We start from the raw sequence: 15,647 nt of genomic DNA on the forward strand, positions 1-15,647 counted from the left end.
TCTTTGATATTTATAGAAAATGACTACTGCCGGGTAATCATACGTTTGCGCTCAAATTCACGTATCTTTTCCATATATTGCTGTAAACCTTGTTTGGTCAGAACACTACGACGACCATCTAGCACTTGACCACCAAATTCGTCTGCCAGCTTACGTGCGGCGTTGTGCATCATGTTAAACACTTGATGGGGGTCGCCTTCAATGGGCAGGATCATAAACAAAGAAACACCGTGTGTGTTGAAGGTTTCAAGGTTATCAATATCGAAAATTCCAGGCTTAAACATATTGGCCAAGCTAAATAACACCGGCCCTTTACCATTTGAATTCACATGGCGATGGAAAATATCCTGATCGCCAAACTTAAAGCCAAGGGTAAGTAACATAGGCAATAAGGCCGCACCAGCTATTGGGTCGTTCTCGGGGGCTTTCACATTGAGTACAAGTACTTCTTGTTCAATTTGCTCGGAAGCGCCTTGATTTTGAGTGCGGCTGTTTGAATCCGTCGCGTTTTGCATACTGTTTTCTTGGCTGACTGTACTCTCACTTTCTGCACTTCCTGCATTGGCGGTACTGGCTGCACTATCATCGAAATCGATACGCATTTGATCATCGCCAAATTTAGGCTCTTGGCGCTTGCGAGAAATAGGTTTGCTGCGCTTTCCTTTCATAAAGCGTTTCGCTTGTTCACCTAGGCCGCTGGCACTAACAACTTCAGCACCTTCACTTACCTGATGCTCAGTCTCTTTGCGGCCTGTCTCTGCGATATTCCCCGACACAGATTGTGTTGCCGGTGAATCTAAACTGAAATCATCTATTTCTGGTGATTTGTGGTCAGGCGCTGATTGGCTATTGCCTTCATCATGAGACACTGATGTATCGCCAGCGCTATAACTTACAGAAGGCTGGTTGGTAGCGGCAGTTTCAACTTCACTAGCAGGTTCATCGTCGCCTTCTCGTAATAGAAAACCTGGAGGTTCTGGAAATGAGTCAGAACTAAAACCATCGCCCTCATTTGCAGGGACTGAACTGCTTTGTAGATGCGGCTTTGGATTAGACACAACCGAACCATAAAGCTTAGGTTTGTCGGCCACCTTTTCTTTCGGCGCATTTGTGTCACCAGCAGAATCTTCAGAGCTCGCTTTTGAACTATTAGCTTCTTTCTGTGCAGATGTCGCTAGGTGATCACTGGTTTCGTATTCAGGCGACAGTTTATCCGATACATTACTAACATCGCGCTCATTATCACGCTCAAAATTGCGATCGCTATCATCGGTGTTATCGCTAGCATAGAAGCTTTTTGCTTTAGAGGCATTTGCCCCAGTGTGACTGGCATTGCTATGTTCATTGCTACTTGCGTCACTTGGGTCTTGCTCATAACTTGCATCGAAATCGTTTTGTGAATTTTCTTGTGCATTACCAGAGCTCACCACGCGAACTTGGCCAATACCTAATTCATCAAAACCTTCTGATTGCGAACCTTCTTCTTCGCCAGTATCTGCCCACTGCCGGGGCTCAACCCGAGGTTTACTGCTCGGTTTTGTGTTTTTGCGAATTTTCCAAATACCGTGTGCAAGCACTGCAATTATAAAGCAGGTACCTGCAAACAATAGTGATAGACGTAATTCATCTTCCATTTAGCTTCGTCGCCCTTTGTTATGCTTCTGCGAAAGCCATTGCTTCATCAACATCAACTGCTACCATCCTAGACACACCAGGTTCTGCCATGGTAACACCGGTTAAATGAGTTGCCATTTCCATCGCAATCTTATTGTGGGTGATATAAATAAACTGCACCGTTTGCGACATTTCTGAAACCAAGTTACAAAAGCGCCCAACGTTAGCATCATCCAATGGTGCATCCACTTCATCCAGCAAACAAAATGGTGCTGGATTAAGCCTAAATATCGCAAATACCAATGATAAAGCGGTTAACGCTTTTTCTCCACCGCTTAAAAGGTGAATTGTACTATTTTTCTTACCAGGAGGGCGCGCCATGATGGTTACCCCCGTTTCCAGTAAGTCATCGTCGGTTAAGGCTAAATAGGCTGAGCCTCCCCCGAACACTTTGGGAAACAGGGCTTTCAAATCTTGGTTCACTTGCTCAAATGTGGTAGAAAAACGGGTACGGGTTTCTTTATCTATTTTACGTATCGCGCTTTGTAACGTTTCTAACGCATCGGTTAAGTCATTATATTGAGTATCAAGGTGTAACTTTCGTTCCGATTGAATCTCGTATTCTTCTACCGCGGCTAGGTTAACCGCCCCTAAGCGTGACAAACTCCCTTGAGTGCTTTCAAGTTCACTCTGCCACTTTGTTTCATCAGCCTCGTCTGGCAATGTTTCAAGAATAGATTTAAGCGACTGTTTGCTGTCTTCTAGCTGCTCTAAAATAGCGGAAGCACGCACTTTAAACCCTTCAATCTCGATATTTAGCTTTTCAATATTACTTGTGCGCTCTTGAATATCTTTAGCCAACGCCTGTTGACCTTTTTCTGACTCACGCAGTAATTGCTCTATGTCATCCTGCTTAGATTGGTACTCAGAACGCTTATTTTCAAGTTCATTTTTTTGGGTAAGCAATTCTTGTAGTTGAACTTTTTGAACCGCTTGTGGCGCCGACAAGTCGTTAAGCTCTTTGCTTAGTGTATCTCGTCTGAATTGATAATCGGTTAGCTGCTGCTGGTTACGCGTTACCTGTTGCGTATATAAATTCTGATGACTTTCCAATTGCTGTACTTTTAATGCCATCTCATGAGCCTGATGCGTTAACGACTCGACCTTACTGCGAAGTTGTGCCACCTTATTATCAAATTGTTCTCGGTTGTTTTGTGCCTCGCGAACGCGCTCTTCGTATTCTGCGAGCTGTGCTTCATGAATTTCAAGTTGACCAGACAATGTTACAAGCTGCGCTTCTTCTTTACCTAACATGACATTTTGCTTGCTTAATTCGTCTTTAAGTTTTGCATTTCGCGCCGCTAATTGTTCGTTTTGCATCACCAAAACAGACATGGCATTAGTATGTTGAACTAGGGTGTTTTTAAGGTTTTCATGAGTAAGTTTGGCATTATCACTTAGCTCGGTATTACGAATAACCAGCGTGTTAGCTTTTTCCACTTTTGCTTGAGCTAATGTTATATCGCTTTCAATGCGGTTAAGATTTTTACTTAATTCAGCCAGTTTTGATGCTCTATGCAACACACTGTTCTCAACCTCACCGCCCCGCACTACCCAATCTTTGGCACACCAAAGCCCTTCTTGAGAAAGTACGGTTTTTCCTTCTGCAAGGGTATCAACACTACGCAGAGCATCAGCATTGGTTTCACATAATAAGATATGATTAAACGCTTCTGGTACCCGTTCATTTGGCAAGGCGGCGGCCAGAGTGTTGGGTTGCTTTACATCAGTGAAAGCTGATTGCGCAAACACTCGCCCGCCCATGGGCAAAAACGTTATCTGATTAACTAATTCGTTTACTTCAAGGGAACCGGCAATATAAGGTTGCTGCCAATAGCGCAATACGGTTTCCACACAGTCATTCAAATGTTCTGGAACGGTTAAGTGCTGCCACAACAATTGTAAGTCGCTATGAACGTCTGTATTGCTGGTAGCAGCATCATCTTGCAGTGCAGAGAGTGCTGCAATGGTAGATTGCAACGATTGTCGTTCGCCATCTAGCTGTCTATGCATTGATTCGGCTTGTGCTAAGGATTGTTGACTGCTTACAAGGGCTTCCTTGGTATCGTTGTACTGTTCAAACGCCTCGCTTACCTGAACTTCGGCTTCATCAATTTGCGCCGTCAATATCGCAATACGTTCGCTAACATCATCGGTATCAAGCTGACTAAGCTCATCATTCAGTTCACTCATACGCTGCGTAGTACGAAGTTGCATATTCATTGTCGACTGAATTTGACTGTGGCAAGTTTGTACTTCTTGTTTTAAGCGATGATAGATTTGTTCGTGCTCACGGCTTTGCGCACTAAAATCACGGCGTTCTTGCTCGGCATTTTCAAACATGTCTTTGGCTTGCGCCAAGGCTTCATCATTTAATTCTTGCTGGGGTAACAGAGCATCTAAACCTGCTTTAGATGTAGCTAACGCTTGGTTAGCTTCATCTAACCCCGTAACCAACAAGTTAGTTTGCTCGGTTAACGTGGCTAGTTCCGCTTCAATTTGCTGTTTGCGCTGCTGGCTATGTAATTCGTTTTGTTCAATGCGGGTAATGGCGTTACTGGTGGTAAATAACTGCTGCTGTACGTCATCGGCGGCTTGTTTATTTTGCGCAAGTTGCTCTTTGTAGATGAGCATGCCCGCTTCGTCACCATGTTGTCGAGACACTAATGCATCAAGTGCTTGCTGATGACCTTGTAGTGCATGCTGCAAATTTTCAGTTTGTTCGTTATTTTTCAAAAAGCGGATACCCGCTAACTGCCCTTTGAGTTCCCGCACTTTTTCACGCAACGCTTTATAGCGATTAGCCGCTGCGGCTTGGCGCTGAAGCTTTTCAAGTTGTTGGCCAAGCTCATCACGCACATCATTTAACCGTTCTAGGTTATCTTGAGTATGGCGTATACGGTTTTCGGTTTCTCGCCTTCTTTCTTTGTATTTAGAAATACCGGCCGCTTCTTCAATGAAAACACGCAGCTCTTGCGGCTTAGATTCAATTAGCCGAGAAATCATGCCTTGCTCAATAATAGCGTAAGAGCGAGGCCCTAACCCTGTGCCTAAAAACAGATCGGTTACATCACGACGACGACACTTAGTGCCATTTAGAAAGTAAGTAGATTGGGCATCGCGGGTGACTAATCGTCTTACCGATAACTCACTGTAGGTAGCATATTCACCACCAATTCGCCCTGCACTGTTATCAAAAAACAACTCAACACTGCACTGCCCAACAGGTTTACGTGCACTAGAGCCGTTAAAAATAACGTCTGTCATGGCATCGCCACGTAAATTCTTAGCAGAACTTTCTCCTAACACCCAGCGTACAGCATCGATTACATTCGACTTTCCGCACCCATTTGGGCCAACAACTGCGGTCATTTCACTGGGAAAAGGAATGGTGGTTGGGTCTACAAAGGACTTAAAGCCCGCTAACTTGATCTTTTTTAAGCGCACAGCACTACCTTACGCATTATAGCTACGTAACAAGAGACGCCCCGTTGATAAGGGTTAAACGTTATAAAAGAAATATTTAGCGTATTGGCTAAGTGCATTAGGAAGCACATTTTTTTGGTTTTTATTATGCTTGGATTTTACCAAATCTAACAGCTTGTAACAATTACCATTTCGTTTGCGTTAGGGTGTTACGTATAATGTGAAACTCACTGTGTTTCAGTAATACCGTCTTAGTAAAACCGAGCAATGGAGTAATGATGAGTTCGCGAAGTGGTATACATTATTTTTTTGAAGGGTTTTCATTAATCAAAACTAAGGGCCTAAAACGTTTTGTTTTTGTTCCTTTAGCTATCAATATTCTGCTTTTTTCCGCCGCATTCTATTTTCTATTTGGCCAAATTGAGTACGGCATAAGTTATGTTATTAACCTAGTGCCAGAGTGGCTGGGCTGGATTAAAACCGCGGTAAACTTCTTTTTATGGCCATTAGCAGTATTAAGTGTACTGCTTATATTTGCCCTTATATTCGGCACACTCGCAAACTGGATTGCTGCGCCTTTTAACGGCGTATTATCGGAAAAAGTCGAGCGGCACCTAACAGGGCAAGCCATGGGCGATGATGGATTACTCGACCTGGTGAAAGACATTCCTCGCACCTTAGGTCGAGAATTTACCAAGCTGTTTTGGTATATCCCTCGTGCTATAGGCTTCTTAATACTGTTTATATTTGTGCCTGTGTTCGGGCAAATTCTATGGTTCTTGTTTTCTGCTTGGATGATGGCCATTCAATATTGCGATTACCCTTACGATAATCACAAGATTGACTTTAAGCGCATGCAAAATCACTTATCACAACATAAAGGTAAATCGATGTCCTTTGGCGTGATGGTGAATATCTTTTCACTTATTCCGGTGGTGAATTTTATTGTTATGCCAGTCGCAATTTGTGGCGCTACATCGATGTGGGTAAGTGAATTACGTGATGAGGCATTAAGAAACCGAATGTAGCCCCCTACTCTTCAGTATCGGTATTACTGTCTGAATTTGTAGAGGTAGCAGCATCTGCAGGTGCCTCACTCGCATTAATTTCACCACTGGCTTTGTGGCTTTCGTAGGCTGCAAGCCATTGCCCTGCTTCTTGTGGCTGTCCGTTTTTATGAAATGCTTGGAACAAGTTCATTGAAATAGGGCGCTGCGCCGCTGGGTTCGCTAATTGCTCTTGCCACAACGATAAATACAAATCAGGAATTACACCACTATCATGGTGCTCCATAAACGTGATCACGCGGCTAGGCTTGTAGCTGGTTACGTTTATTGCACCACAGGTTTTAGCCGTACCTACCCGTAAAGGTAAAAACTCTTCTTTGGCTTTTGTTTCCCATCGATTTACCGTGTTTTGAGGATGATAAGCAATGGCACCGTCCATAGTTAGATTAGGCGGAGCAAACGTGTTCAACCCTTCTTTGGAGCAGTAACGCCTCGCAGCATTGCGTGACAACGCATATTCGTCAATAAAGCCCGAGAAGTGCGCCAGCTCGTGCACCATCACTGAGTAAGCATCACTTATATCTAAGTACATCACCCCATTTTGAACATTGGCTTTACCCTGCTCTGATACCACGATGGCGTGGGTAATATCCCGCGCTTTTACAATGGGAGCGAGCGGCTTCACGTTACAGGCAAGATTACCTTGCCCTTGAAAATTAGCGTTACAGTCAAGCACGTTATTTTCAAGCCATATAGGCGGCGCAATACATAGTGGAAGTTCGCTTAGCCGCTCATCATTCTTATAGTCTTTGTATAACTTATCCGCACGAGCAATCGTCGCTAAAGACGTGGCCACAAGTTGTATTCGTTGATGGCACATTGTATTTGATTGCCATGCATATTGAGGCACGTTAGAAGGCGTTGTTGGGCTGTATCGCTTGATAACAGACGCCATTTGCTGCGCTAGTTTGTGACCTTCTTTGGCCGCACGCTGAATAAACCCCTTTGCTTCTTCACGATTGTTTTCATCCCACAGCAACCTGCCATACTTAAATGCACTTTGCATATCTTGCATTGCTGTTTTTTGAAGCCAAGGCTTGGCCAATCCTGGTTGAGCGTGTAATAGATACCAATCGGCGAGTGCCGCTTGTGCTGGCATATAACCTTGTTCAGCCGCTCTTATTAACCATTTCTCTCGTTTTTCAGAGTTTTCAGTGGCCATGGCGAAAGCCAGCTGGGCTTCAGCAACGTTACCAAGAGCAGCTAAGCGAACGAGCCGGTCGGAAGCGGCCTCTTCACCAAGTAGCTGGTACAGAGCCCATGCTGCGTCAGCGTTATTAATTGAGGCTAGCTGCTCAAGCCAATATTGGGCGTTGTTTTTACTTGCTAGCGTAATAAGAAGGCTTTGCGCTTCTTCGCTGGCACTATCGTTGCCTTGACTTGTAGCAGATTGATCATGATTTTGCGCCGCAAGCCAAAGCAGCGCGTAAACGCTTTGCTTTAATGGTTGGGCGTCATTTAATGGAGATGGTTTATTCGCAGACGCACTAGACGTTAAATCAGCGCTAGCTGTATCAGAGTCAGCCGCATCAGAGCCAGTTGAATCAGAAACAGTTTGTTCGGGAGTGAATGACTCGGGTAAATCAGGCTCAGTTGAGAGAGATTCGGCTGCAAGAAATTGCTTGTCGTAAGCGTGTATTGCCGAAGTAGCATTACGCACTAACTGCTGTGTGTAACGGCCGCTGTCGCCGGCTATCAGCAACAACGCTATTATCGCTAGTGTTAATCCACGCATTATTTAGGCGCTGTTACTCTTCAGCGTCTGACGAACTTTGACGAAGGCGGTTAAGCTCCATGCGAGCGTAACGATGCTCAACATAATCGAAGACGTTGGTGCTTAGCGCCAACTTAAAGTAGTTAGAAGCTATACCATTGTTACCGTCTTGGCTATGGTACTTCCCTAAATAAAAGTAGGCTTCACATAACCTGTCGGTTAACGCTTTTTGACTCTTTACACCGTCAAGTAGCGAATTAAGCACTGCGTTTTCATCCACCACGCCTAAAAATAGATCGGTTAGTGTCGTCGCCCAATGTTCGTTATTTAATTCTGGGCGAATAGCCGCTAAATAAGCCTGACCTTCTTCTGGCGACAAATCATAATGGGCAAAATACGCCCACAACGCCCGAAACGGGTCAGAATTATCTTTTTGCAAAAACAAGCCTAAATCTTCGACAGCCAGTTCGGCTCTACCGCCGTAATACAAGGCAATGCCGCGATTTAAAAAAGCGAAATCGTATTCAGGGTTAATTTCTAGCGTAGAATCGAAGGAATCGTAGGCTTGAATAAAGTCGCTTTGCTGAATGTAGTGAATACCCATTGAATTATAGGCTTCTGCAAAATCGGGCTTAAGATTAATGGCCTGACTGTAGTCAAACTGCGCTAGCCCACCTAACCCAACGCTGTCATATAGCATTCCGCGCTGTAGGTGAAGCTCTGCTTTGTCTTCGTCAGACAAGGCACTGCTACCCAAAATTTGATTGTAACGGGCAATAGCCATTTCAGAGCGAGGATTAACTGGCGCAGGCTCTGCTAACAGTAAATTACCCATTTGTGGTTGGCGAGAAACTTCTGGAGTTTGTGCACAACCGCCTAAAATACCAACAGATATGAAAAAAAAGATGAGACTAACGTTTCGACGCATGGTAAAAAAGCATTCTTAAGTAAGAAAAAACATCCCGCGTTACAGATGCGTAAGCGGCTTTATATGCCGCCAACCTTCTCGCATTTAGTGTAAAAAGTAAAGTTATAAGTCGGGAGAATGTAGGTAGTTATGGATAATAAAAAGATAAAAAAACTAATAGAACAAGCACAAGAAGTTCAACAACACTCGCACTCACCTTATTCTAATTTCAAAGTAGGTGCTGCTGTACTTACTGAGTCAGGTGATATTTTTGCAGGCTGCAACGTAGAAAGTGCCGCTTACCCGCTAAGTCAATGTGCTGAAGCCAGCGCCATTGGAAATATGGTTAGTCACGGCCACAAGCGCATTCATTCTATTGTGGTGGCGAGTCAGAACGACGAGTTTTGCTTTCCTTGCGGAGGCTGTCGACAAAAAATTGCAGAGTTTGCACCGGATGACACCCCTGTGGTGATGGTTACCAAATCTGGTGAAACCCACGAAACCACCATTGGTGAATTACTGCCCAATGCTTTTAGGGCGCATGACTTAGGCAAGTAATAGGTAAATAGCTACGTTCAAACATAGTGTCTTACGCGGTTATTTTTAGTCATAACACCGCGTAAGGCTTGCGTTTTTCACCTGTTTTAATGCTACGTTTCCAGCCCTCATCTTTCTATGTTATGCATTGCCTATTTTACACTCAATTAGCGCGCACTCTTAATTCATACGTCTTATCAGCACATTCTCGGCGCCCCAGAACGAGTAATGTTCAAGATCAATCCGTTTTGATTAAACGCTAATGCGACTTGATCGCCAATTTCTATGCCCGTGGCGATACGCTGATGCTCCCTCATACTCGCTACTAGATTATCAGAAAGGGTGATTTGCTTTGACGAGCAGTCGACTAACGTCCATTGATTATCTATGTTCGTAAGTGTTGCTACGCTTGTTCTTACGGTGTTCAATGTGGCTGCCTGTTGTTCGTAAGCTCTGCTGTAAGCCTTATATTTCTTGCTGTAATCGTTAATATTAACATCAGCTATTTCATCACTAAAACCGTGTACTTCAAGTGCAACATCTATAATGTCAATATTTGCTGTATTACTTACCTGGCTTTTAAAGTCGTAAATGCCAACCAACACCACCAACACAAATGCGGCCGCGCCAAATGCAAACCAGTCTTTATGCCAACCCCGTAAGAGTTGCCAAAAGCGTACCCCTTTTGCAGTACGTGAATTTTCATGGTGCTTGGCATTACTTATCACATTACGTTTAATACGGCTTGGCACCTTACGTTGACGCTTACTGTGCTGATATGCCTGACGGAACTGTTCATTTTCGTCGTTCATGATTGTGACTCCAATGCTTTTCTAAGCTTTTCCCTTGCATAACGAAGACGTGTTTTAACTGTCTCATGAGGGACACAACAAATTGTGCTTATCTCATGCACGCTGAACCCTTCTTGCTGCAAGGAGAACGCTTCTTTTTGCTCGAAAGGTAACCGCTTTAATAGTTGGTGAAAGTCTGGGATATCATCTAATACGGCGCTATCTGACACCAAGTTTTCAACTTGATTACAATGGCTATTTTGTTGATGTTGTTTTCTAAGTTCGTCTAACAGGGCGTTGCGTCCAAGGGTAAAAAGCCAGCCCAAGAATTTTCCTTCATGGCGATACAAGTGCTTTTTTTCTATTACCTTTAGCCAAGTTCTTTGGGTTATATCGGCTGCCATATCGGCGTTACTCAACACCAACAGATAGTAATACAGTGCATTGCTATGTTGGTCGTATAAACGAGACAAGACTTTGGGTTCCCCGGTACGCGCATATTGTTCCATTAAGCTTTCATCGCTTAAGGGAGCACTAAACCAATCTTTTACTGATATCAGCAGCCCTGCTCTGGCATAACTCATACGCGTACTCCCTTAATTACCTTTAAGAACAAACAAAACTAATTAAAACGTATTATTACCGTGCGGATTCAAAACGAAAATCTAATACAACAAACATATCATGCTGAGCCACTGGCACACCATTTTCTATTTTTGGTTTATATTTCCATTTAGACAAGGCTCGACGGGCTGCACGGTCAAACACACGCTTTGGCTCGGAACCAATGATATGAATATCTTGTACCGTACCATTAGACGCTACAGTAAAACCTAACTTAACCCACCCTTCTGTACCATTTCGCAACGCCTCTTGGGGAAAGGTTGGATCTACCCGAAATTGCGGAGAAGCTTGCATATCCCTTTTCCCACTTTGAAAATTGGGATTTATATTTACCGTATTGTTTGTAAATTGAGGGGTAAACTTAAACGTTGTATCGGTATCATTGGGCGTAGGATCCGCTTTGGGTATTTCCATAGGCGGCTGTGCTACAGGCTTCTCCATGGGTTTTATAGGCGTACGCACAATCACTTCAGGATCATCCAAGGCTAGTACTACTGGCCCAACAGTCTGATATTCAGTAACTTTGCTGCCAACCTGATTATTCTCAATTAACTTAGCCATTACGACGAACAAACCAAAGGTGATAAGTATACTCATCGCTATGTAAATAAGTGGCTTAACGCTAAAGGGTCGAAATACATTATGTTGTGTAAAAGCGTTCATATTGCTCTCCTGTTTTCTTACATAACGTAACAAGATGACAATAGGGGTGAATTATTTTTGTGTTTAAATTGAAACCGCATGCGCGCAACCACTGGTATGACCATTCAAATTGATAAATTGACTCTTCTTCATCTGCTAATACTATATTCAATCTCGTAAACTGGTGAAACCTAAGATCATTACGCTTATCAATGAGCTCATTATAAAGTTCGTGTTAATAAGCTTTTATCCAAGAGCGCGTATAAAGGGCTCGTGTAAAAAGCCTTTGTAAAGAGATACGAAAACGATAAAGCGGCTTACTGAGGTTTCCCAGATAAATTTTGTTGCGTTGAATGTTCGTTTATAAGCCCTATCGTGCTTTTAAGTACATTTCGCGCACTATTATGGAATACAACTGCCTATGACCACCAAAACTCAAGCGTTATTTACCCCTTTCAAGCACAAAGGGCTATCGGTAGACAACAGAATTGTAATGGCACCGATGACTCGTGAATTCTCTCCTGAAGGTGTACCAACCTCAGATGTTGCTGATTACTATCGCCGCCGCGCTGAAGGGGGTACTGGTTTAATCATTACTGAAGGTACTACGGTAAACGATCCGGTAGCTAATATGAGCCATCGTATTCCGGTTTTTCACGGTGACAAAGCACTTGCCGGTTGGGAAGAAACAGTAAAGGCAGTGCATAGTGTTGGCGGAAAAATTATGCCTCAGCTTTGGCACGTAGGAATGGCTCGTGTTGCTGAAAAAGCGCCGTTCCCTGAACTTCCTAGCGCAGGCCCTTCAGGCTTGTTTAAGCCAGGTAAGCAAGGCGCAGAGCCAATGACTCAGCAACATATTGAATCTGTAATCAACGCTTTCGCAACTGCTGCGGCAGACGCTAAACGTATTGGATTTGATGGTATTGAAATTCATGGCGCACATGGTTATTTGATTGACCAGTTTTTCTGGAGCGGCACTAACGAGCGCACCGATGAATGGGGGGGCAGCATGGCAAACCGTGGTCGCTTTGCGGTAGAAATCATTAAAGCTATCCGCGCAGCTACGTCACCTGACTTTCCCATTGTGCTTCGTTATTCACAATGGAAACAACAAGATTACACAGCACGTCTGGCTGAAACACCGCAATTACTTGAAGAGTTTTTAGCTCCGCTTAGCGATGCAGGTGTAGACATTTTCCATTGTTCGCAGCGCCGCTATTGGGAAAATGAATTTGAAGGCGAAGATTTAAACCTAGCTGGCTGGACTAAAAAACTTACCGGCAAGCCAACCATTACCGTAGGGTCAGTGGGTCTTAACGATGATTTTTTCGGAGCATTTACAGGTAAAGGTTCAAACACCCGCGCTATCGATGATTTGATTGAACGTTTAGAAAAAGGCGAGTTTGATTTGGTGGCTGTAGGTCGAGCCCTACTACAAGATTCAAACTGGGCTAATAAGATTAAAAACAATCAACTTGATGAACTAGAAGAGTTTTCAGGCAAGGCCCTCGCTTCGCTTACATAAGCAGTTACGTGAGTAGTTACATAAGCGCCGACATCAGCGCTGCCGACATCAGCGCTTATGTAACCTTTTGCACAAATACTCGATAGCGAGCGCGCTAATTAACGTCCATGAGATTGCTCAACTGGTGACACAATGGCTAACGCGCGCAATGGCTAATACTTACGGTGGCTAACACCTACATAAGAATAGTACTTTCACCATTGACCGTTCAATTAATCAGTAATCTTCACTATGACACAACCAATGCCGTCTAATAAGTTAGCTAAAAATACACTGCTATTAGCCGCAGCTGCCATTGGATTTGCTCAAACCGTTCTGTTCGCTATCTTAGCGCCGCTGGGTAGAGAAATTGGCCTAATAGAAGTGCAAATTGGTGCCATTATTTCTTGTTCTTCTCTTACGTTATTTTTAATAAGCCCTTTGTGGGGGCGTGCTAGCGATCGTTGGGGTAGACGAAAAGTACTCTTGATTGGATTGTTTGGCTATTCTGCGGGTACTTTAGTCTTCGCTGGCGTATTCCAAGCTGCACTATTAGGCTTTCTAGCCCCTTTAGCCGCGCTTACCTTACTTATCATCACTCGGGTGGGTAATGCCACGGTAATGGCTGCCGTATCGCCGTCAGCAAGCGCTTATATGGCTGACATCACCACAGTAGAAGAGCGTGTAAAAGGTATGGGCGCATTAGGTGCGGCCACCAATATTGGCTCAATTTTGGGTCCTGCCATTGGCGGGCTACTGGCCAGTATAAGTTTACTTACGCCACTTTATTTTTCTGTGGGGGTGACAGTAGCTGTTGCAGTATTAGCCATGTTTTCTTTGCCAGTATTGCCTAGACCTAATCATACTTCATTACCAAAAAAGCTGAAGTACACCGACCCGAGAATATTTCCTTTAATAGTTGCAGGTGTATTGTTGTTTATGGGTTTTGCTATCGTTCAGCAAACCATAGCCTTTCGGTTTCAAGACACCTTCGCGCTAAACAGTACCGACACCGCTAAAATTGTAGGCTTTAGTTTGATGATCTCTGCGGCATCAGCCTTGCTGGTTCAAATGCTGCTTATTCCTCGATTAAAGCTGCGGCCTTTCACGTTACTACGGCTTTCAATGCCCATAATGATGGTAGCGTTCGCTATTTTAGCCTCGGGCGACACTAAATTTCAGTTTATGTCGGCCATGTGCGTATTGGGTTTGGGATTAGGAATAGCGGGCCCAGGCTTTATGGCTGGTGTATCGGTAGCGGTATCATCAGATGAACAAGGTGCGGTAGCTGGCATCGCTGGTGCTTGCCCACCTTTGGGGTTTGCGGTAGGTCCACTTTTAGGCTCGTACCTTTACGCTATAGATGCCTCATTGCCCTACTGGTTCTCGTTCAGCTGTTATTTGTTAGTGTTCTTCTTCACGCTAAAATTTAAAACACGCCATTAAAATTAGGCTTTAGAGTTAAGTGGGCTCGCTACTTTTTACTGGTGACTTTCTTCTTAAGCCATTCAACTAGGGTCTATCAAAGAGACACGTTCACCCAAATTGCTAAACATGCGCTATTTTGTAACTACAATGCCTTCGGCTTCTGTTACCGTTTTTGCATCGGCGCGCTCTATAACTTTAAGTAGCGTAGTTTGAATGGTTTCATCGGTTCTTGCGTCAGTCTTGCTGGCAAATTTTTGTTCTTGTGGAGCTGCGCCTTCTTCAGCGATAAATCCCATCACCACTTCGTTTGCGCATTCTGCCGTTTCCCCATAATACGTTAAGGTAATTTGTGGGTAGCCTTGAAATCCTTTCTTTACCCTTTTGGCAATGCGTTTTGTCGACTTATCTAAATTCATAGTAGTTCTGGTAGGTAATTGTTCTAATGCCTAGAGCATTGCATGTAACCTGAGCAATGTCGCAGGTTATTTACTCATAAGGACGTAATTAACAGTAATTAGTATGAACATTGGCTGTTAAAAGTGAGTTATTACAAAAAAACGCCGATATAACGACGGCAAGCCCTATTAGTAAACCAACGATCAATTTTCCGATATTTTCACATCGTTTTTTAATACCAGTACGAATAGAAATATAATTGCTACAGGCGGTACAAGTGCGGAAAAGAATGCCAAAACAGAGGTAATAATGGGCGATTGGGTTTTTCGCTTCCCTAAATAATAGCCAACAGCAGCCATCAGTACAGCAAAGACAATAATAACTTGCCCAATCAATGTTGCATTAATATTCATAACAAACATTCCATTTTACCATCTTGGTAAAATCAACCTTAGCGGAAGCGATGGTCGCCATACAATCGCCTTTACGTAAAGTTGCGTATTTTTACACAAGGAGTTGAATCATAAAGAAGCGAGTGAAAGCGAAAGCTTAGTTAACTTTAATGCTGCCTTTGTCTATCTGCTGTACCGCCGTGTACGGAATAACAATAGTGTCTGCCACAATAGAAAACGCCGCATCAATAACAAAGAAAGGAACTTTCCCAACCGTCGAACCGATATTTTCCCGTCGGCTTGGTTCACCATTTAACAAACATACATTGTATGAGAATCCACTGTATACACGAGGTATTTCTTCGCAGTAGCTTTTCTTACCTTGATGTTCAATTTGAACATGGTTGTTGTCAGGAGAAATTGTTTTCACAGTGGCACAAGAGCAACACGCTAAAGATAAGATGGCGAGAGACAAAATTTTCATATACGACTAATTCCATTTAATGCTGTTGAATTGGGGGCAACTTCGTGCAGTCGATGTTAAT

Annotated in this window: 14 protein-coding genes; 4 read left to right on the forward strand and 10 right to left on the reverse strand. The window is 43.6% G+C overall.

Features of this window, described 5'->3' with window-relative positions:
• Window positions 1-23: 23 nt before the first annotated feature.
• Together zipA and smc are read right to left on the reverse strand one after the other, a co-directional pair.
• Complete coding sequence (gene zipA, locus AVL57_RS10500; RefSeq protein WP_057791588.1) at window positions 24-1,634, reverse strand: cell division protein ZipA; 1,611 nt, start codon at window positions 1,632-1,634, stop codon at window positions 24-26.
• A 19-nt stretch (window positions 1,635-1,653) separates the two neighbouring features.
• Window positions 1,654-5,121: a chromosome segregation protein SMC gene (gene smc, locus AVL57_RS10505; RefSeq protein ID WP_057791586.1), complete on the reverse strand. Its 3,468-nt coding sequence runs from the start codon at window positions 5,119-5,121 to the stop codon at window positions 1,654-1,656.
• Between the two features lie 257 nt (window positions 5,122-5,378).
• Here smc and cysZ point away from each other — a divergent pair, with 257 nt between their 5' ends.
• On the forward strand, window positions 5,379-6,128 hold the full coding sequence (cysZ, locus tag AVL57_RS10510; RefSeq protein WP_167542098.1) for a sulfate transporter CysZ: 750 nt from the start codon (window positions 5,379-5,381) through the stop codon (window positions 6,126-6,128).
• Between the two features lie 4 nt (window positions 6,129-6,132).
• Here the strand turns inward: cysZ and AVL57_RS10515 are convergent, their stop codons facing one another.
• Window positions 6,133-7,902, reverse strand: coding sequence for a tetratricopeptide repeat protein (locus AVL57_RS10515; RefSeq protein WP_197427672.1), 1,770 nt, complete (start codon window positions 7,900-7,902; stop codon window positions 6,133-6,135).
• A 13-nt stretch (window positions 7,903-7,915) separates the two neighbouring features.
• Entirely contained in the window at window positions 7,916-8,809 is an 894-nt protein-coding gene (gene nlpI, locus AVL57_RS10520) for a lipoprotein NlpI (RefSeq protein WP_057791584.1), read from the reverse strand.
• A 129-nt stretch (window positions 8,810-8,938) separates the two neighbouring features.
• On the opposite strand from nlpI, the gene cdd reads away from it, so the two are divergent.
• On the forward strand, window positions 8,939-9,346 hold the full coding sequence (gene cdd, locus AVL57_RS10525; protein ID WP_057791582.1) for a cytidine deaminase: 408 nt from the start codon (window positions 8,939-8,941) through the stop codon (window positions 9,344-9,346).
• 176 nt (window positions 9,347-9,522) lie between these two features.
• On the opposite strand, the gene AVL57_RS10530 is transcribed toward cdd, so the two are convergent.
• From AVL57_RS10530 to AVL57_RS10540, 3 genes are read right to left on the reverse strand one after another with little or no spacing between them, the layout of a single operon-like run.
• On the reverse strand, window positions 9,523-10,137 hold the full coding sequence (locus tag AVL57_RS10530) for a hypothetical protein (protein ID WP_057791580.1): 615 nt from the start codon (window positions 10,135-10,137) through the stop codon (window positions 9,523-9,525).
• Window positions 10,134-10,700: a sigma-70 family RNA polymerase sigma factor gene (locus AVL57_RS10535; RefSeq protein WP_057791578.1), complete on the reverse strand. Its 567-nt coding sequence runs from the start codon at window positions 10,698-10,700 to the stop codon at window positions 10,134-10,136. The genes AVL57_RS10530 and AVL57_RS10535 overlap by 4 nt, the downstream gene beginning before the upstream one ends.
• A gap of 55 nt (window positions 10,701-10,755) precedes the next feature.
• Complete coding sequence (locus AVL57_RS10540; protein ID WP_057791576.1) at window positions 10,756-11,403, reverse strand: energy transducer TonB; 648 nt, start codon at window positions 11,401-11,403, stop codon at window positions 10,756-10,758.
• Between the two features lie 400 nt (window positions 11,404-11,803).
• Between AVL57_RS10540 and AVL57_RS10545 the strand changes: the two genes are divergently transcribed.
• Together AVL57_RS10545 and AVL57_RS10550 are read left to right on the forward strand one after the other, a co-directional pair.
• Window positions 11,804-12,907: an NADH:flavin oxidoreductase gene (locus tag AVL57_RS10545; RefSeq protein ID WP_057791574.1), complete on the forward strand. Its 1,104-nt coding sequence runs from the start codon at window positions 11,804-11,806 to the stop codon at window positions 12,905-12,907.
• 231 nt (window positions 12,908-13,138) lie between these two features.
• A complete protein-coding gene (locus tag AVL57_RS10550; protein ID WP_057791571.1) occupies window positions 13,139-14,332 on the forward strand; it encodes an MFS transporter in 1,194 nt (397 codons plus the stop codon).
• Window positions 14,333-14,445: 113 nt separating this feature from the next.
• On the opposite strand, the gene AVL57_RS10555 is transcribed toward AVL57_RS10550, so the two are convergent.
• The 3 genes from AVL57_RS10555 to AVL57_RS10565 form a co-directional block, all read right to left on the reverse strand.
• Window positions 14,446-14,730 carry a hypothetical protein gene (locus AVL57_RS10555; protein WP_057791570.1) on the reverse strand — a complete coding sequence of 95 codons (285 nt, stop codon included), beginning with the start codon at window positions 14,728-14,730 and terminating at the stop codon, window positions 14,446-14,448.
• Between the two features lie 183 nt (window positions 14,731-14,913).
• The gene (locus AVL57_RS10560) at window positions 14,914-15,123 is read right to left on the reverse strand and encodes a hypothetical protein (RefSeq protein ID WP_057796111.1); all 210 of its coding nucleotides are present in this window, start codon (window positions 15,121-15,123) and stop codon (window positions 14,914-14,916) included.
• A gap of 136 nt (window positions 15,124-15,259) precedes the next feature.
• Entirely contained in the window at window positions 15,260-15,586 is a 327-nt protein-coding gene (locus AVL57_RS10565; protein ID WP_057791568.1) for a YceK/YidQ family lipoprotein, read from the reverse strand.
• Window positions 15,587-15,647 lie beyond the last annotated feature (61 nt).

The sequence above is a fragment of the Alteromonas stellipolaris genome (genome assembly GCF_001562115.1).
GTDB classification, from domain to species: domain Bacteria; phylum Pseudomonadota; class Gammaproteobacteria; order Enterobacterales; family Alteromonadaceae; genus Alteromonas; species Alteromonas stellipolaris.